Annotated in this window: 20 protein-coding genes, 1 pseudogene and 1 riboswitch; of the genes and pseudogenes, 8 read left to right on the top strand and 13 right to left on the bottom strand. The window is 44.1% G+C overall.

Annotation, left to right across the window (positions count from 1 at the left end; genetic code table 11):
- Positions 1–62 precede the first annotated feature (62 nt).
- The 4 genes from ON01_RS01415 to ON01_RS01400 form a co-directional block, all read right to left on the bottom strand.
- A complete protein-coding gene (locus ON01_RS01415; protein WP_010529226.1) occupies positions 63–1013 on the bottom strand; it encodes an MBL fold metallo-hydrolase in 951 nt (316 codons plus the stop codon).
- 20 nt (positions 1014–1033) lie between these two features.
- A complete protein-coding gene (locus ON01_RS01410; protein ID WP_010529225.1) occupies positions 1034–2329 on the bottom strand; it encodes an alpha/beta hydrolase in 1296 nt (431 codons plus the stop codon).
- A gap of 66 nt (positions 2330–2395) precedes the next feature.
- Complete coding sequence (locus ON01_RS01405; protein WP_010529224.1) at positions 2396–3748, bottom strand: tripartite tricarboxylate transporter permease; 1353 nt, start codon at positions 3746–3748, stop codon at positions 2396–2398.
- Positions 3749–3754: 6 nt separating this feature from the next.
- Positions 3755–3985: a hypothetical protein gene (locus ON01_RS01400; RefSeq protein WP_010529223.1), complete on the bottom strand. Its 231-nt coding sequence runs from the start codon at positions 3983–3985 to the stop codon at positions 3755–3757.
- 542 nt (positions 3986–4527) lie between these two features.
- Here ON01_RS01400 and ON01_RS01395 point away from each other — a divergent pair.
- On the top strand, positions 4528–5139 hold the full coding sequence (locus ON01_RS01395) for a spore coat protein (protein WP_010529222.1): 612 nt from the start codon (positions 4528–4530) through the stop codon (positions 5137–5139).
- A 76-nt stretch (positions 5140–5215) separates the two neighbouring features.
- On the opposite strand, the gene ON01_RS19380 is transcribed toward ON01_RS01395, so the two are convergent.
- Both ON01_RS19380 and ON01_RS01390 read right to left on the bottom strand, forming a co-directional pair.
- On the bottom strand, positions 5216–5389 hold the full coding sequence (locus ON01_RS19380; RefSeq protein WP_010529221.1) for a hypothetical protein: 174 nt from the start codon (positions 5387–5389) through the stop codon (positions 5216–5218).
- Between the two features lie 3 nt (positions 5390–5392).
- On the bottom strand, positions 5393–7348 hold the full coding sequence (locus ON01_RS01390; RefSeq protein ID WP_010529220.1) for an aconitate hydratase: 1956 nt from the start codon (positions 7346–7348) through the stop codon (positions 5393–5395).
- Between the two features lie 154 nt (positions 7349–7502).
- On the opposite strand from ON01_RS01390, the pseudogene ON01_RS19110 reads away from it, so the two are divergent.
- The 6 genes and pseudogenes from ON01_RS19110 to ON01_RS01360 form a co-directional block, all read left to right on the top strand.
- A pseudogene (locus ON01_RS19110) lies at positions 7503–7610 on the top strand (TIGR00266 family protein); the annotation flags it as partial.
- Positions 7611–7827: 217 nt separating this feature from the next.
- Positions 7828–8010: a YfhD family protein gene (locus ON01_RS01380; RefSeq protein WP_029328939.1), complete on the top strand. Its 183-nt coding sequence runs from the start codon at positions 7828–7830 to the stop codon at positions 8008–8010.
- Between the two features lie 111 nt (positions 8011–8121).
- Complete coding sequence (locus tag ON01_RS01375) at positions 8122–8565, top strand: YueI family protein (protein WP_010529217.1); 444 nt, start codon at positions 8122–8124, stop codon at positions 8563–8565.
- Between the two features lie 144 nt (positions 8566–8709).
- On the top strand, positions 8710–8967 hold the full coding sequence (locus tag ON01_RS01370) for a hypothetical protein (RefSeq protein WP_010529216.1): 258 nt from the start codon (positions 8710–8712) through the stop codon (positions 8965–8967).
- A gap of 362 nt (positions 8968–9329) precedes the next feature.
- Positions 9330–9842, top strand: a complete 513-nt coding sequence (locus tag ON01_RS01365) for a hypothetical protein (protein WP_010529215.1) — start codon at positions 9330–9332, stop codon at positions 9840–9842.
- 358 nt (positions 9843–10200) lie between these two features.
- Positions 10201–12189: an acetoacetate--CoA ligase gene (locus ON01_RS01360; protein ID WP_010529214.1), complete on the top strand. Its 1989-nt coding sequence runs from the start codon at positions 10201–10203 to the stop codon at positions 12187–12189.
- Positions 12190–12250: 61 nt separating this feature from the next.
- Here ON01_RS01360 and ON01_RS01355 read toward each other — a convergent pair whose 3' ends face one another.
- From ON01_RS01355 to ON01_RS01325, 7 genes are all read right to left on the bottom strand, one after another.
- Positions 12251–12460 (bottom strand): hypothetical protein, encoded by a 210-nt coding sequence (locus ON01_RS01355; protein ID WP_010529213.1) that lies wholly within the window; start codon positions 12458–12460, stop codon positions 12251–12253.
- Positions 12461–12792: 332 nt separating this feature from the next.
- Positions 12793–13401: a class I SAM-dependent methyltransferase gene (locus tag ON01_RS01350; protein WP_010529212.1), complete on the bottom strand. Its 609-nt coding sequence runs from the start codon at positions 13399–13401 to the stop codon at positions 12793–12795.
- An 83-nt stretch (positions 13402–13484) separates the two neighbouring features.
- Complete coding sequence (locus ON01_RS01345) at positions 13485–13700, bottom strand: GNAT family N-acetyltransferase (protein ID WP_010529211.1); 216 nt, start codon at positions 13698–13700, stop codon at positions 13485–13487.
- A gap of 60 nt (positions 13701–13760) precedes the next feature.
- Positions 13761–14354, bottom strand: a complete 594-nt coding sequence (locus tag ON01_RS01340) for a histidine phosphatase family protein (protein ID WP_010529210.1) — start codon at positions 14352–14354, stop codon at positions 13761–13763.
- Positions 14355–14460: 106 nt separating this feature from the next.
- Positions 14461–15903: a sodium/pantothenate symporter gene (gene panF, locus ON01_RS01335; RefSeq protein WP_010529209.1), complete on the bottom strand. Its 1443-nt coding sequence runs from the start codon at positions 15901–15903 to the stop codon at positions 14461–14463.
- Positions 15900–16184 (bottom strand): YhdT family protein, encoded by a 285-nt coding sequence (locus tag ON01_RS01330; protein WP_010529208.1) that lies wholly within the window; start codon positions 16182–16184, stop codon positions 15900–15902. Before ON01_RS01330 ends, panF begins: the two co-directional genes overlap by 4 nt.
- 237 nt (positions 16185–16421) lie before the next feature.
- Positions 16422–16859: a DUF4064 domain-containing protein gene (locus ON01_RS01325; protein ID WP_010529207.1), complete on the bottom strand. Its 438-nt coding sequence runs from the start codon at positions 16857–16859 to the stop codon at positions 16422–16424.
- A 255-nt stretch (positions 16860–17114) separates the two neighbouring features.
- Here ON01_RS01325 and ON01_RS01320 point away from each other — a divergent pair, with 255 nt between their 5' ends.
- Positions 17115–18422, top strand: coding sequence for a DUF2254 domain-containing protein (locus tag ON01_RS01320; protein ID WP_029328937.1), 1308 nt, complete (start codon positions 17115–17117; stop codon positions 18420–18422).
- A gap of 115 nt (positions 18423–18537) precedes the next feature.
- A riboswitch (TPP riboswitch) is annotated at positions 18538–18653 on the top strand.
- Positions 18654–18722: the final 69 nt, after the last annotated feature.

Genomic DNA, 18722 nt, shown 5'->3' with positions numbered 1-18722 from the left:
GAAAAAAAGCCTGCTTTGATGTCATTAAAGAGAGTTTTGTTTTAAGCTACATGAAGTTTATTTTATTTTTGCTCCAATTTCCTAAAATAATCCACCAAACCAAGGGCACACACCTGCATATCCAGATTAAGCAGGATGTAGACATCATGATCGGTCCGCAAACCTTTTATCGATAAATCGCCTTTGACCTGCTCCAGCATGCGTGATGGTAGCACATCATACGCTTTTCCTTCCGACATGGCTTCTTCACCAATTCCAACAAAAATATCGAGCCACTCCGATACCTGATCTAGCGCTTGATTAACATTCTCCGTCATGCCGAAATGCCCGTAATAAATCCTCTTCAGATTCATGTTTCGAATACGATCGATAGACGCATGCATCGCATTTGGATCAAAATGGTTTGGGGAGGTTGACGGTAAAAAGAAATCAATGCCTTCATCAATCAGCTGCTTATACCGGATGCCAACCGTATCACCTGTAAACAAGCCATTGGTAACAGGGTCATAAATACTGAAGTGATGTCTGGCATGGCCGGGTGTATCGAGAAATTCTAAGGTGCACTTCTCGCCAATTGTCAGTGTGGCTCCTTCGCCTTTTTCAATCAGACGGTCTTCAGGCACTGGCACGATCGGATCAAATAAGTCGGTGAAACTGTCGCCATATACCCCTCTGGCTCCTGCAGCTAGCTTTTTGGGATTTACTAAATGTCTGGCCCCTTTTGGATGTACAACGACGGTCGCATTCGGACACTCCTTTAGCAGTAGCCCGGCCCCGCCTGCATGATCGAGGTGAACATGTGTGACGATGATGTATTGAACATCTTCAAGGGAGAAACTAAGATTATCGAGTCCCTTTTTGATATATTTCACCGACGGACTCGGTCCTGTTTCGATGAGTGTAAGCGCATCCTCATTAATGACATATGTACCTGTACGCTCGGATACGCCCAAATCAAAACCATCGATTAAATGAATGCGTTCGTCCAATTGAATCGGTTGTTTATCCTCCATTTCCAATCCCCCATTCGTCTTTACTTCATAAACTCATTTTCCTTTAAAAAGTCGATGATTCCTTCCATCAATCCGTCTGCCAATGGAAGTTCAGGATCGCTGTAAGTCGCTTTATTTCCTTCTTCATCTGCTGGTGCCTCTTTCAGCACATGATTCATTTTTTCTAGAATCAATTTATTAGCGTTCGGCTGAGCCTCATAAAGTAGTTCCGCTTCATTCGCCGGAACCTGCAAATCACGGCCGCCGCCGGCAATCAACACCGGCACTTCGAGTTCAGTGATCTCCTCGGCCGGATCATACTGCATCCAGGAAGCTATGAATCCCTGAACAGATGGGCGGAAGGCGCCTTGCAGTTCCTGGCTTACATTCTCGATTCTTTCTCCCTGCTTTAGCTTTTCCAGAATACTCATCGCTTCCTGCAGCAAATTTCCGGACAATTGGCTCTCCAGCTGATCATAGAGCACCTGGTCAATCGAACGTCCTGCCCCAGCAAGTGAAATAAAGACATCAGCCTGACCTTTCTGTGCCGCCAGCATACCTACCAGTGAGCCCTGACTGTGCCCGATGATTCCGACCTTTGAAAAATCGTCTTCCTGTGCCAGCGAATCTGTCCACTTGACCGCGTCATCCACGAATTGATCAAACCTGAGCTCATTTTCAGGGATGGCTGCCTCCAAGTTTTTCCCGGCGCCCCGCTTATCATAACGCACACTCGCAACACCATATTCGGCCAAGCTTTCAGCCAGCATCTTAAGGCTGTTATTGTCTCCCTGAACGCCGTTTGAATTACCATTGCGGTCAGTCGGACCTGAACCGGGAATGATCAGCATAACCGGAAAAGGCCCTTTCCCATCAGGCTTCTCCACTTCACCATAAAGCGTTCCTTCATTTGTTTCGACACTTAAAAAATTCTTATCGTTTTCATCTACAGGTCCGCCTTTTGTCAGACTAAAGGGAAACGTCTGCCCATGCTGGCTAAAGTTGCCTTCGATCACATCTTTCTTCAACTCGCCATCAAATGAAATCTGCTGCCCCTGTAGTTCCATGAAAAAAGCGATATCATTTCCATCAACAGTTACCGCGGAAAGCGGATAATCCTTGATGCCCTGGACAGGGATACTGATCGTTCCCGACCACTCGTTATCTTTAGTTAGTTTAACAATGATATCAAGCTGCTGATTAGGAACATCAATTGCCCCTGTCCATTTGCCGTTCACAGTTGCATCCTCCTTACTTTCTTCAACGCCATCACTGCATCCGGCAGCCACCGTCAGCATAAAGAAAGACAAACAAAACATATACGCGGATTTTCTCACAGGAATCCCCTCTCTATCTGCCAGTACTACGTTGATGATCAGCAGAAGGTTTCACGGCATTGACGTTTAAAATATCAGTCCCACAAGCCATGGGGCTGCATATAACGTCATGAACTGGACGCCATAATTGACACCCTTTCGATGCATAAAACCTGCCACCAGCCCGATCACCAGAACTCCGGCAATGTTCAGAACTCCTGCATCCATGTATGCGAGCATCATGACAAGTCCGAAAAATAAACCAAGCATTGCTTCATGCGGAATATATTTGAACACAAACGCACATATCGGCTGCGCATATTTAATGGTTATAAAGAAGGTCAGACCAATTGCAATCACAGCTCCGATAACTGTCGCCATCACAAAATCGTTCATCGACAGGATATGGTGCAGATTATGTTCATATGTGTAGACCGGCGGCGCATTAAATAAAGCATGTCCGGGCCCCAGAGCTGTCGGGGAAAGAGGATAGCCTATCGCAATCAACGGGACCAGTGTACCTGAAAGGTATGCTGCGTTCGTCAGCCCGTCCATACTGGAGATCGCACGGGCTGCTCGCTTGACTGGATCCTTGATGCGGCTGGTGATCATTTCTCCAAGAAAGATGGTCATGCCGACAGGACTCATAAAGAAAGTCAGCACCCCAAGCACCGAACTGACAGCACTTGAGATTGTTTCATTCTTATTCAAAATTTTGAACGGATTCGGAAAGCCTTTTTCTGCTTTTGTTCGTCTCATTTCAATCGTTTTTGTACCATAACGCGGCAGGTTTCTCCTGACCCGTCCATTCAGTAATTCGAATAATTTTAATATCACCGGTCCAATCGTAATACCGAGAAAAAATGATGTGAAGACGGTCGTATCTTCAGGTACAATATCCAGTTCCCAATATAGATTCCGCAGCCCCTGGATAACGAATGCAAATGGAACAATCGACAATACCGCAAACCAGCGATTTTTCGTCATCAATGCCAGGAAAATCGCTCCAAAGAAAAATATCTGACTTGAATACTGCTCGATAACGTCGGCTAGCGGTACCAGTGCGGTCGCCAGCAGCAAACTCAATGGGACGGAAATGATCGTCCCAATCACAGAACCCGAGGCCATTTTGCGAATACTCACATCCGGTTTCCCGTATTTTTTCAGAACCATTGCATGCTCAACCATTGGCGCGGACATGACACCGCCCGGGATACCGGCAACTGCCACCGGAATGGAATCGGTCAATTTTTTCGCTACAATGGCCGCAATAAAAAATGTCAAAACAAGAATCGGCTCAAGACCGGAAATAACAAGCACAAGCGTAACCGGTGCAAGAACGGCGGTTTCATCCGTACCGGGTGCAATACCGATGATTGTATATAATGCAGCACCAAGCAATGCTATAGCAGCCATCTGTCCAATTAAAACAACATCCATAAATGCCTACTCCTCATCTGTATAACTGAAATTTCGTTTTGGCTTAATGACAATCGTACTGGTAATAAAGCCTAACACTGCTCCTATAAGCCCGTATATGAGCGGCTGCTGACCTTCAGGGGCAATCAGATATCCGCCAAGTGACGTCACACTGCAGATAGCGAGGCTTATGACCAGATCCTTAATATGAACAAGGTCCTCCCATACTTCAATGTTCTCTTTATCTTCTGCAGACATTGTCTAACAACTCCTTCATCTCAAGCCTTGACAAAAACCATGTGTCAAAGCGCTGAAGTGAAAATATCCTTCATGACATTAAATTATACCTATTCAACATTGTTTAAGAAAGTTGTTTATTTAAATTTTTGCTGCAACAATTGGTTCAGAGGTATTAACAGAGGACACCGTATCAGAATCCCCTCTTTTAACTACAATCGAAACAAGTGTGAAAAAAGGGGCAAATCCAGAGAAAAAATATATATTTTTTATTTTCATGCCACTTTTTAGGATTTCTTTTCGATTATAAAGGTGAGGGAAGGTTTTAGAAGATGAGCCCCTTGATTTCATATGTAGTTGCTTGAAATTTCGAGGTTGTCGCGCGAAATTCCAGGGTCGTTGCGCGATTTCACGCTGTGTTCGCGCGAAATTCTGTGATTGTCGCGCGAAACACATACGGCTAGCTACACGTAAAAAATGGCAATAGGCAAAGTAGCTATATGACACATAATCATTCCCTTTTATCCCAAAATAAAAAGGAATACTTTTAGGAGGTTATGTAGATGCTTAACCAGCAGCAAAATTTTACGGACACGACACAACTGCCACCGCAACAGCATTATGGCGGTCATGATATGTTTGACGGACATGAAGCTTTATCAGCGCTGACCGGCGCACTGGATCAATGTGTGCTTTATGAACAGTACATCCAGGATCCGGAATTGCAAACGATGTCACAAAAACACCGGGCTTTTTGCAGCCAGCTTTATAATACAATTGTGGACACTTTCCAATCCGGACAGGATCCGGCTGTTGATACCCAGTCCTACAAGATGGATCAGAACAATAACGTTATGTATGGTATGCAGCCTCCGTCACAGCCGTCCGCTCCCATCCAATCGGTCAGCGAAATCAATGACGAGAAAGTATCCGGCTTCATGATGAGTTCGCTGAAATCAGCGGCAACAGCATTTACGAATGCTTCACTGGAAATGACCAACCCCGTTATGCGGCGTGTGTTGGCAGACAGTGTCCCGAACTTAATTGAAATGGCCTATGAAGTATTCCTTTATCAAAACAAGAATCAATATTATCAAGTGCCTCAGCTTCAGCAGCAGGATATGCAGGCATTCCAGCAAAGCTACGCCCCGACCCAGGGCACAATGCCGCATTAATCTAAGGCTGCCAAGGCTAAATAAAGAAGGAATCGGCAAATGAGCCGATTCCTTCTTTTCACTCTGTACCGCATGGTTAATCCAGCAGCCGATTATTTTCGTCAACGGACATGACGCGTGCCGATCTTGTAATGTCCTCAATATCGCGTGTTCCGTCGCCATGACATACACTGCATTGGTATTGCCAGCCTTCGTCATCGGAAAGCATGCCTGTTCCTTCACAAGCTTTGCATGTATTTTCGCGTGCCATGGTTTACCCTCCTATCTGTTGCCGATCTTTTGCCCAATTAATAATGCCGCCTTTCAGCATAATCTCAATTTGCCGTTCAGAAAGGCCGTGTTGTACATTGATTTGTTCATTCTTATCTTTTACATCGATTGAAAATTCATTCCCCTGCTGGATTTTATTCCGCAAATCGGACAGCACCAAAACGTCACCGGAGGACAGTAAATCATAATCCGCTTCGTTGACGAATGTTAGCGGCAACACCCCAAAATTCACAAGGTTCTGCCAGTGAATGCGCGCGAAATCTTTCACAAGCGCAACACGCAGTCCCAAAAAGCGTGGTGCCAGGGCTGCATGTTCACGACTGGAACCCTGGCCATAGTTATAGCCTCCAACAATCGCATGACCGCCGTCGTCAACGGTTGCCTTTCCACGTTTATAGTACGTATCGTCGATGATCTCGAACGTAAACTTGCTGATTTCCGGCAGGTTGCTTCGGTATGGAAGAACCCGGGCGCCGCCGGCCAAAATTTCATCGGTCGATATATTATCGTCCATTTTCAAGAGGATCGGCAATTCCAGACGGTCAGGCATTTCATCCATCTTAGGGATGGAAGCGATATTCGGACCCTTCTTTAATTCAACATCTTTCGCCTGCTCATACGGAAGCGGTTCATCAAGCAGATCCATGTTCGCTGTTGCGTGCTTCGGCTCCTTTATTTTTGGATAGTCTGCTTCAAGCGAGCGCGGATCGGTTATCTGCCCTGTCAATGCAGATGCAGCCGCCGTCTCCGGGCTGCACAGAAACACACTGTCCTCTCGTGTCCCGGAGCGTCCGGGGAAATTTCGTGGCGTTGTGCGCAGACTATTCCTGCCTGTTGCAGGAGCCTGTCCCATGCCAATGCACCCATTGCATCCCGCCTGATGCATCCGTGCACCGGCCTGCAGCAGACTGGCAATGTGACTTTCTTGTACTAAGTCTGTCAGCATCTGCCTCGATGTCGGGTTAATATCAAATGATACGCCATCGGCAATATTCATACCGTTTACAATTTCTGCTGCAATAGCAAAATCACGGTATCCAGGGTTGGCGGAAGATCCGACATACGATTGATAAATTGGTGTACCGGCCAATTCCCTGACAGCGACAACATTGCCCGGGCTCGATGGCTTGGCAATCAGCGGTTCGAGTTCCGAGAGATCGACTTCTTCCAAAATGTCATATGCTGCCCCTTTATCTGCTGTTAGCTCAATCCAGTCGTCTTCACGGTCCTGTGCCTTCAGAAAGCGTTTGACTTCTTTATCGGATGGAAAAACAGTACCTGTTGCACCAAGTTCGGCTCCCATATTGGCAATCACGTGACGATCCATTGCACTTAAATTTTCTACACCCGGACCAAAATACTCAATGACTGATCCAACACCGCCTTTAACGTCATGTCTGCGCAGAAGCTCGAGAATTACGTCTTTTGCGCTGACCCAATCCGGGAGCTTTCCGGTCAGCTTGACACCCCAGACTTTCGGCATTTTGACATAGAAGGGTTCACCGGCAATGGCCATCGCAACATCGATCCCGCCTGCCCCCATCGCGAGCATTCCCATACAGCCGTTTGCGCATGTATGGCTGTCAGATCCGAGTAAGGTTTTACCCGGCTTAGCCAATCGCTGCATATGTACGGGATGACTCACACCATTTCCAGGTCTGGAGAAATACAGTCCGAAGCGTTCAGTTGCACTTTGCAGAAACAAGTGGTCATCAGGGTTTTTGCTGTCTTCCTGAATCAGATTGTGGTCGACATATTGCGCTGATACTTCGGTTTTCGCCTGGTCAAGCTCCATTGCTTCAAGTTCCAGCATGACCAATGTCCCGGTCGCATCCTGAGTAAGTGTCTGATCGATTTTCAACCCAATCTCCTCACCCGATGTCATTTCTCCGGTAACTAGATGGTCTTTAATCAGTTTCTGGGTAATATTAAGTGGCATCAAATTCCTCCTAACAAAAACATCTGCATTATTTTATACATAGGTATACTTTTGTAGTATATGGAAAAAGCTCTATAATTATTTGCAAAGCGTGTGAATCTTTTCAGGATTTTCCACGTATTACTCTGTAATAGCTAATAAGGGGATGGAAAACGTGAATAACCACGAAATTGATTACGAACTCCACGGGGATGACATGCAATTTGTTGAAGTTGAGCGCGACCCGCAAGAAACGGTGATTGCTGAAGCAGGCAGTCTCATGAATTATATAATCTGTTCGGCGGTGACAGAAGCTGATGAAGCGAAACTTCATTCATTGGGGATGCTTTTTCCCCCGCTGAATGTTAGTTGAACAGAATTAGGCATTTAGGGGCATTTGGCTACCGTTGTGTGGCGGATTACTGTCCTTTACATGTAGGATAATATCGCAGTTTTTTGCACATACTATCCGCGAAGCCATTTTAATTGAGGTGGATAATATGGGCAGAGACGAGCACCACACGAGCCGCAGAGGAAGAGCCCGTTTGGCGCAGACGCCGAAATATGCAATAACGGAAAGCAAGGATGTTGAGTTTTCCGAAGAATTTGGTGACCACCATGACAAAATAGCTCAGATCAGAAGACGAGCAGCTCAAAAACGTGTGAAAAACAAGAATTCCTGAGAAGAAGTGCCCCTCCCCTTGGGGCACTTTTCAAATTTAAACTGTGGTTTTGCGAGGATGCTGTTCATCATATACAATAAACATATTAATACTTAACAAGGAAGTGGCAGTATGGGGCAAAAGAATGTCGACGACTATTTAACGGAAGGAATATATGGCACCCGGCAAACGAAACGATCTGAGCGGAAAAAATACCTGGGGACAATCAGGGAACGTATTGTCATCGTCCTTACGAAAGGGCAGGTCATGTCAGATAAAGGACTAGCACACCTCGATCAGGCAATGAAGTCAAACAAAGGTGCTAAACTGCTCATGAACGGCGATGTTTCACACAAGTTTCTGAAGGAAGAAAAAGCACTAGCTAACAAGTACAATATTCCTTACACTGAGGTTACCAATGAAGAGGTCGATACCGATATCGGCGCAGTCCTTGCGTATGATTATGCAATTGAAAAAGAACATATTTTTATTGATGATCACGCGGATGAAAAAACGATTAAAGACACCGAAGCAGATGAATCCTTTCTTGGAAAAATCAAACGCTGGCTTTCATAGACCGCGTTTTTTGGATTGCTGAACACCTTTCAACCATCACTTATTATAATGGGTGATGGTTTTTATTTTTACACTGAATGAGGAATTTAACCTCCTGTATAAGTTTTTACAGTTCTAGAATAATAAGGACTGGAGGTGTCTGTTATGACCCAGCAATACCTTTGTCCCAATTGCAAAACGAATCGTTCACGGTTTAATATTATCGAGCAAGTGGCAAAACCGGTGAAATTGGACCCGCAGACTGGCGAACTTTTAAATGATTATACAGACGGCCAACCGGAGATATTTCATATGACTTACAGCGGTCCAGAGTATAAAATTCAATGCGGTTCATGCGGGCTGGTGGAAGATGAGCTAACATTTGTGAAGTTTGCTGAACATGACCGGCATAACCGGCAGTAGTTTCCACATACGGCATATCGCTATGACACAATGTAACAAATGCGCTTCGGTAAATATCCAAACCGGAGCGTTTTTATAATTACATACAAGATACACTTTGACAGTATTGCATCTAAACCATTTGTCGTATTTCCCTGGCTTGTAACAAAATGAAATTCGTGTGACCAAAACTAAAAGCATGACACCTTTTGATTTTGCGTTATTTCAACAATGAATTATTGACATTATCCTTAATGATGATTTCGCCTGGTGACATGGCATTTCCCTGTGTGTAATCCCTTTTATTTTAAAGTTGCGCCCTGCATGGTAGCGTGATATAGTTTAGATGAGGTTCATTGCTGAAATTAAAGGAGGTGATAATATTGGAAACGATTTTACAGCAGTTAGTGAATGGAATCAAAGATATCAAGATTAACATGGTGACTAAAGATGACATCTCCGAAATGGTCTCCAAAGACGATATATCCGGCATGGCTACTAAAGATGACATCTCCGGTATGGCGACCAAAGACGATATATCCAGCATGGCTACTAAAGATGACATCTCCGAAATGGTCTCCAAAGACGATATATCCAGCATGGCTACTAAAGATGACATCTCCAGTATGGCGACCAAAGACGATATATCCAGCATGGCTACTAAAGATGACATCCAACGTCTTGAAGAAGATATCCAACGTCTCGATAATAAAATAGATGGCAATGCAGAACGAATTGATCGTAATTACAGCCAGATTAATCGAAACTTCAATCAGGTTGCAGTGAATTCAGAAAAACTGCAGATGTTATCTGAAAGCAGTCATAGGCAGGATAAATCGATGGAAACCCTTGCTTTACGCTCCATTGAGCATGAAACAAAGCTAAGAGATTTATAGCAGGTGCTACGGGAATCCGCCCCATATATTAGGTACTCCGCATACTGACTCCAGACATTCCAACACTTTTCCAAACAAATGTAACACTTAATTGTATCGTGCTGACATACATCTTACATAACTTTCACACAAACCCTGACAATAAAAGATCACAAAACCCCTGGGGCCTATGCAACGACGATTATTTTCCTTCACGAATTACTGTTACTTTATCACTGAACTCCCGATCACAATGATATCCATTCTGACTCTTATTTCCAATGTTCACCTTCACAGGACAGAATGGCAGTAACCCTTTACACACAGAAAACGGTTTCATATAATGGGAACGAGTGCAGTCTAAAGGAGGAGCATGAATTTGAGTGAGATAAAAGAAGGCACCCTGTTATGGGAACCGGGTGAAAAACGTAAGCAGCAATCAAAAATCTATGATTATATGAATTGGCTAAACGAACACAAAAACCTGCAATTCGATGACTATCATTCGCTCTGGAAATGGTCTGTCGATGAATTGGAAGATTTCTGGACGTCAATCTGGGAATACTTTAATATCCAGGCGAAAGATCCTTATGAAACGATCCTTACATCACATCAGATGCCTGGAGCCAAGTGGTTTCCGGAAGCAACCATCAACTATACCGAACATATTTTCAGAAACCGGGATGATGATAAGCCGGCTATTATCCAGTCCTCAGAATTACGCGATACACAAGAAATAACATGGCAAAAGCTGTACCAGGACACTTCTGCCATGCAAAAAACCCTTAAAAATCTTGGTGTTGCAAAGGGCGACCGTGTGGTGGCTTATGTTGCCAATATCTATGAAACTATTGTCGCTTTCCTGGCAACTGCCAGCCTTGGCGCCATCTGGTCGAGTGCCTCACCGGATTTTGGTACACAAAGTGTGATCGACCGGTTTAAACAGATTGAACCGAAAGTGATGGTGACCGTAGACGGCTACCGTTACGGCGGGAAAGATTTTGACCGGATTGATGTTGTGGAAAATATCCAGTCCGAGCTGCCGACACTGGAAGCGACCATAACTATACCATATTTGAACGAGCAGCCTGATACCATCCGGCTGAAGAACGTCACATTGTGGGATGATGCGATTGCCGAGACAGGAACCCTGACCTTTGAGCATGTTAACTTCAATGACCCGCTCTGGGTATTATTTTCCTCCGGTACCACCGGCAAACCAAAGCCGATTGTGCAGAGCCAGGGCGGTATTTTACTCGAACACCTGAAAGCATTGACATTCCACGCAGATCTTGGAGTAAACGACCGCTTCTTTTGGTTTACAACGACCGGTTGGATGATGTGGAATTTCCTTGTCGGCGGACTGCTGACCGGCAGTTCAATTATTTTATACGACGGTAACCCAGCCTACCCGGATAAACGCATGCTGTGGAAGTTTGCCCAGGATACGAAGATGACGGTCTTCGGCACCAGTGCAAGCTATATTACCGCCAGCATGAAGGATGAAGACCTGAAGCCTGGTGAGGAATTCAACTTGAGCCACCTGGAGAGCATCAGCTCAACCGGGTCTCCTCTGCCGCCAGAAGGATTCCAATGGTGCTACAACAATGTGAAGGAAGATTTGTGGATTGCTTCGGCAAGCGGCGGAACCGATGTCTGCACAGCGTTTATTCTTGGTGCGCCAATTTTGCCTGTGCACGCAGGGGAACTCCAGTGCCGCGGTCTTGGTGCTAAAATAGAAAGCTTTGACGACGATGCCAACCCGCAATTTGAAAAGGTCGGTGAACTTGTTCTGACCGATCCATTCCCGTCTATGCCGATTTATTTCTGGAATGATCCGGACGGCAGCCGTCTTCATGACAGCTACTTCGATGTATTCCCCGGCATTTGGCGGCATGGGGATTATTTGAAAATCACCAACCGGCATACATGCGTGATTTATGGCCGGTCAGATGCCACCATCAATCGCGGGGGAATCCGTATCGGTACAAGTGAAATCTATCGTGCAGTGGACCATGTCAGCGAAGTGAGTGACAGTCTGATTGTTGATATTCCCAAAGGCGACGGTGAATCCTATACACCGCTGTTTGTCCTGATGAAAGAAGGCAAAGTACTGACGGAAGATGTGAAGAAAACAATCAAAAATCAGATTCGGACTCACTGCTCACCGCGCCATGTCCCCAGCGGTATATATGAAGCACCAGACCTGCCAAAAACGTTGAACGGTAAGAAGTTGGAAATACCCATTAAGAAAATATTAATGGGCAAGCCTGTTAATGAAGTAGTCAATCAAGGGTCACTTAGCAATCAGGACTCACTCGATTACTTTGTCCGATTCGCTGAAGAACAGGCCAATGCTAATATCTAAAAATAAGAGGATGCCAAGTTTCGGCATCCTTTTTCTATAAACAGTGATTTCAGCAAACCAACTACCTTGACACTTCTTTAAAAATGGACCAAATAGACATTAAAAATAAAATAATAAGCAGCACAGCAGAGACCATGGCGATAGAGGTTGTGACAATTGATTTGTGATTAATAATCATATAGAAATTAACAAACAGCAGTGCTGCAATAATAAACGGGAATACATATAAGCCAAGTTTTCCATTGCTCTTCTTCTGGACATTCAATTCCATGCCGTCTCACCTCTCACTAAAGGGGTATCAAAAATTTGGGCGTATATAAAGAAATATTACGAGTGAGATAATAATAAAATAGGCGTTCACCCTTGGTTTTGCTTATACCCAATTTACGGCTAAGATACACATCCACGAGAAGGCATATTCATTCATATTCAGAGATACATGGGGGTTATACCGGCAGACTTAAGCGAAAAATCAATAATATGTTTCAGGGCGTTTTAATATGGGCGACTAAAACATGGGCGCGTAACCGTGAATATGTTCCTGATAAAACATGGACCCTGGAAGCTAAGCCTGGACGAGGCATTGCAATTACCGAGCAAATTTTATCTTACAGGGCTTGCCCAAATTAAACTTATGATATCTGTCCAATAACTATTCTTATAGTCAATTTGGAGGCTGGAATCTTCAACGATCTTCATGATGTTTCGGTCACAATGGCACCCGGCAGCTTTTTTGAATAACGGGTCAGCCACCTTTTGCGCATACGATAAGACGGAATTTGAGCTGATGCCGTGTTCCATTAACAGAATGGTGCCTTTCTTTCTGCACCAGTTGTTAAATTGATTCAACAGCCCTGTTGGATTAGGATAGCCGCACATCGTCAGCGTGGAAACAATGCAGTCAAAAGAATCCGATTCAAAAGCCAGATCCTCAACATCCATTTGAAGCAGCTCAGCATTAATTTGATAATCAGAAGCGGTTTGTCTGGCGTTTTTAATCATTTCCGGGCTGAAATCAACCCCTGTAACATGGATATTTTCTCTGTCATAATACGGGAAGTTTGCACCGATGCCGACGCCGACTTCCAGGATGTTTCCATAAGCATTTGCCAAAAGCGGTCTTCTCCAGCGATCCAAGAGACGATTATTGCAGACATTTTTATACATTTTGACGTGTTTATCATATTTTCTAATCAGCTTTTCTTTTTCCATTCCTTCACATCCATTCCACAACAACATCCAGCCGTCCCATAGCATGAAAGTTCCAATAAAGCACTCTTTTAGGATTGATCCATCTACCATTCACGACGCAAAATGCCAAAAATAAGCATATCTTCAGACTTGCCATCACGGGCCAAATACTCCCGATGGCCGCCTTCATGTTTAAATCCGCACTTTTCATAAGGTGCAATCGCCCGCTTATTGTTCTCAAATACTAACAGCTGAATACGATGGAGATTCAGTTCCCCGAATGCGAATGCCAGGGCCAGCCTAAGAATCTCTGTCCACATCCTTTATTCCAGTTCGCCTTGTCGCCAATTCCCAGTGACTGCCAGGCATCTCCCTTTTCGTTACATTTTAAGCGAGTCGCCCTTCAGTATATGCTCTGTCCAATTATACAGATTACAATCCCAGCCGCCTTCGCATTTTATCAGGGAGGTTAATGACGTATTCTTCAAGGATTCATCCATATTCGAATCAGGAATAAGTGCGTTCAGCACAACCTTAATGAATGCACCATGACTGACAATCAACACATTCTGATCCATATGTTTCTCACTGATTTCATCAATCAAAGCATCCCCTCTGGAAATAATACTGTCATATGATTCGAATTGCATATCCAGCTCTCGCCAACCCGGTCCCCATCGTTGCACTCTCTCTTCCTCTGTCGTTCCTTCAGCGAGACCGCAATTTCTTTCACGGAGCCGGGAATCCAGATACAATTGTGTTCCAAGTTTAGCATTCAGAATTTCTGCAGTCTGCTTTGCCCGTAATAGATCGCTGGAATATACGACATCCCATTCACCGAATTCAAGCCGTTCTGCCAGAAGACGAGCCTGTCCCAGACCCTCTTCATCCAGCGGGATATCGGAGGTCCCTTGTGCTCTTCCTTCCTTGTTCCACTGTGTAACACCATGGCGGACAAATCCGATTTTGGTCATAATCCGTTCTCTCCCTTTAGTTTTTTAGCATCTAAAACCATATTAACACACTGTTGCCAGCAAAATTACAAGACGATTGGGTGCTACAATTTTCCCTTCCACGAATTTAGCTTGGAGCCTCACTAACTGAATCGTTCTGCGTTCCCAGACTTACAAGTACATAAGCAAAGAACGACACCACCACTGGCAGCACGACCGAATGTAACCCGAATGGCTGCGGAAAGAATGTGTCTGATAAAACATATAACCCAATACCGGTCACCATGGAGGCAAGTGCGCCATATTTATTCCCTTTTCTCCAATAAAGTCCCATTACAATCGGCCAGATAAATGCCGCTTCAAGACCTCCAAAGGCAAACAGGTTCAGCCAGATGATCAAATCAGGCGGATTGAGTGCCATCAGGAACACAATAACCCCGAGCGTAGCTGTCACACCGATACTCAATCGTTTGACCCGCTGGTGAGAAGCATTTGGTTCCATATAATTTAAGTAAACATCTTTGACAACGGATGAACTCACCAAGAGCAGCAATGAATCGACCGTCGACATGATAGCTGCCATTGGTGCCGCCAGTACGATGCCCGCCAGCCAGTTAGGCATAACCTCGAGTGCAATCAGCGGCATAACTTTATCACCGACTTCAATGCTGGGCAAAATCGGCCGGGCAAACACACCAATCAGATGCATGTTCAACATGATGACACCAACAACGATCGTACCAATAATGATGGCACGATGCATGGAACGGGAATCTCTGTATGACATGGCCCTGACCGTAATCTGCGGCAAGGCCACAACACCAACGCCGACAAGTATCCAGAATGATGATACGAAGGCTGGTGAAAGCGTCCCCTCAGCACCATACGGCGTAATCAAATTCGGATTTTCCGCATTCAGATCCGAAATGATATTGGAAATACCACCGCCTGCGATAATCGTAGCAATCAGCAATATGAGAGTACCGATGAACATAATCGTCCCCTGGATGGCATCCGTCAGCGCTACCGCCCTGAAGCCTCCGATTACTACATAAATCAGTACTAATAATGCAAAAATAAACAAAGCTGTTGTATACGGTATCCCGACAAGTGACTCTATCAGCCGGGCACCGCCTATCCACTGGGCCGCCATCGCTGAAAATAAAAAGATGATAATGCTGAATGCGGAGATCAGGACCACCCATTTAGATTGGTACCGCTCTTTTAAAAAATCAACCATTGTCAGCGCTTTATATTTACGTGTCATAATCGCAAATTTTTTACCAAGGACCATCAGCACAAAATAGCCGGTCGACACTTGGGTCATCGCTAGGAGAACCCACCCGAGCCCCTCGGTATAAGCTGTCCCGGGACCGCCGATAAAACTGCTGGCACTGCCGTATGTAGCGGTCATTGTCATCGCCAGAACAAAACCGCCGAGACTTCTGCCTCCCAGGAAATAATCCTGCAAAAACGTATTTGAGAATTTTATATATTTACCTGCCCATATACCTACACCGAATATGATTAACAACAAACCAATTAACGGAAGTAATGCTTGCCAATTCATTTCCCATCTCCTTCTTCATCGAACGGAACTTCTACAAACCATTTCTTGACGACAATTGTCACAAGAACCGCCATGACAACGAATCCCAGTACACAGCTGTAAAAAAACCATGCCGGCAGCCCGAAAACATATGTATATTCGGATGGATCCTTACCTCCAAGTCCATAGGCAAAGGCAAACCACCAGATAAAGTTGAAAATGACCAGCCCTACCCCAATTAATGCTTCACGGTTGGCAACTTTATAACGCGGATCGTTATCAGATCTATTTTCGTGTTTCATGGAACTCAAGCCTCCCACGCATAAAATACAATTTTTGACTTTCCTTTTTAATATAACGGAAATGGGTTAGGTTGTAAATATTTGAAATATTCTTGATGGTAGGAATTTGAGAACTAAAATAGGGAAAGCTGACATAAATCAGCCTTGCACGATCATCCCGCGCAAAGCTTTATTCATGAGCTTTCTCCTAAACACAATTAAAAGGAGCAGCGCGAAAGCTGCTCCTTTTATCCCATCTTATTCGACTGTTTCATGGGCTGCCGGTGCCGGGGCTTTTCGTGCCAGACACATGATGCCAGCAATCAAATAGAATACACCGCCGAATATCATTCCTCCAAAGGTAATAAGAGTGCTCAGCACTGCCGTCACAATCAAAATGATTCCTGCAGCTTTCGGTTTTTTATTGCCTTTCATGAACACAATGCAAACTATACCTAAGATCACACTGATGAGCGTAAGAATGATAAGAAACCAGCCGCTTCCCTGAAACATTTCAGTAACAGCTTCCATATCACCCGAGGCTACTTCAGGCTGTTGCTGACTGATTTCCTCTGAGGCCTGGTTCCAAATGGCCTCATTATTAAAAAGCCATACCATAAATCCGCCGACGACAGTAAAAAAGCCATAAATGAGTGCGCCAATAACAGTTAACACAATCTCGCCTGTTCTGCTCATGCAAGCTCCTCCCCCTATTTCATCTTCATTATCTTATGCGGAACGTAAATTAAATTATTCTGCGTTCGCATGTTCCATCAATTGTATCATAAAATCATCCAGTTTTTCCTCAATCAGATAGTTTGTCAAACCTGTTTCTTGACGGATCTTATTTGATGTGAAAGTGGAATACCCTATGTAAAAGAGATTATGTCTTAAGTTTTTAGTGGCTAAGCAAGGGGTATATGATGATTACTATTAGAAAAGAGGATTAGAATGAATCAAACTAAATTTTGGACAATCGCTCGTGACAGTTTCTGGTTTCTCCCCATCGTATATGGGTTGTGTTCGATGATTGCAGCAGGTGTCATAACGGCAGTGGATGTTTGGCTAGTCCCTAAAGTATCCGGCAGCATACCGAACATCCTACTTACTGGTCAAAGTATAGCGAAGCAGCTTTATGCCGCTTTAATTACAGCGATGCTGACGATGACAACAATAAGTTTTTCAACAATTATGGTGATGCTGACAACATATTCATCCCAGTTCTCACCCCGAGCACTACAGGACTTTATGCAGAGCAAAATTACACAACATGTGTTAGGTGTTTACACGTTTGGCTTTATTTTTGTACTGATTAATTTATGGCTATTAACAGAAACAAACCAAAAAGACTTGCTTAGCCCTTTTTTCACCGTTATTACTACAGTTATTTCGCTTGGATTTTTTATTTTATTTATCCATTTTTCAGCACGGTGGGCGCAAGTGAACTTCCTGATTGGCGTCATACGTAGCAAAACATCGAAATTAATTAGAGAAACTTTTGCAGAAAGAACGTATGGAGAACACCAGCATTGGAACCATTCGCAAATTGAAACCATTAGAGAAAATGATAGACAGTCGATTCACGCCATGCGTTCTGGCTACATTCAACAAGTCAATTATAACTATCTGATTAACTGGGCCAATGACAATAATATGGTGTTAGAAGCAACTTTTCAGGTTGGTGATTATGTCCCTAAAGGAATGCCGGTTTTTTACTTTTGGGCATTAGGGGACAGAAAGGATAATTTAGCCGAACACGACTATTTTCTATTAATCGGCGATGAACGTACCGATCTTCAGGATATTGCATTTTCAATTGAGAAGTTAGTTGAGATTGCTGTGAAGGCACTATCAACAAGTATGAATGATCCGAATACTGCGATTAATTGTATTCACCGCATTGGTGGTTTGCTTTCAGAATTAGCCGGCAATTACCGTCCTGTCACGTATTTTTCCGATAATAATGGTGATTTGCGATTAATCATGGAACAAAAGTATTTTCGGGATTACTTATTTAAAAGTTTTTACCAAATTAAGCATTACGGGAAAGATGACATATCAGTTGTATATAGCATTGTAGACACATTATATAAGGTTGCTATCGTTAGTGAAGCGTCGATTCAAAAAGAAGTATGGGATTTTACTAAATATATTTTGGAAGCCGTAGATACAGCGAAACTCCCGTCAATGGACTATCAATATCTTAAAGATATAACAGAAAAGTTTGCTCGTCTTTGTGGAGAAGAATTAAACTGGTAATAATCAGAAGGCTGAAACAAGTGAACATTTATATTAGGATTGTCGGGAAAATTAAATAATCTGGATGACAAATGCCAATCCTTTTGTTACACTCAAGTTGCATAATGCAATACATTAAAACTACTAGGGGTGCCCAAGAAACGCGGGCTGAGAGGAAAGGCGTCTGAGCTTTCCGACTCTTACGGACCTGATCTGGCTAATACCAGCGTAGGGAAGTAGTCTGACGGCAGTGTGATATCAGCTATTCCAAGCCAGGTCCAGTCTATGGATCTGGCTTTTTTAATTTGCCTTCTGCCCCTA

It is taken from the genome of Lentibacillus jeotgali, from assembly GCF_000224785.1.
GTDB classification, from domain to species: domain Bacteria; phylum Bacillota; class Bacilli; order Bacillales; family Amphibacillaceae; genus Lentibacillus; species Lentibacillus jeotgali.
Note: the sequence above shows the minus strand (reverse complement) of the source record. Positions and strands in the feature narration are given on the sequence as shown.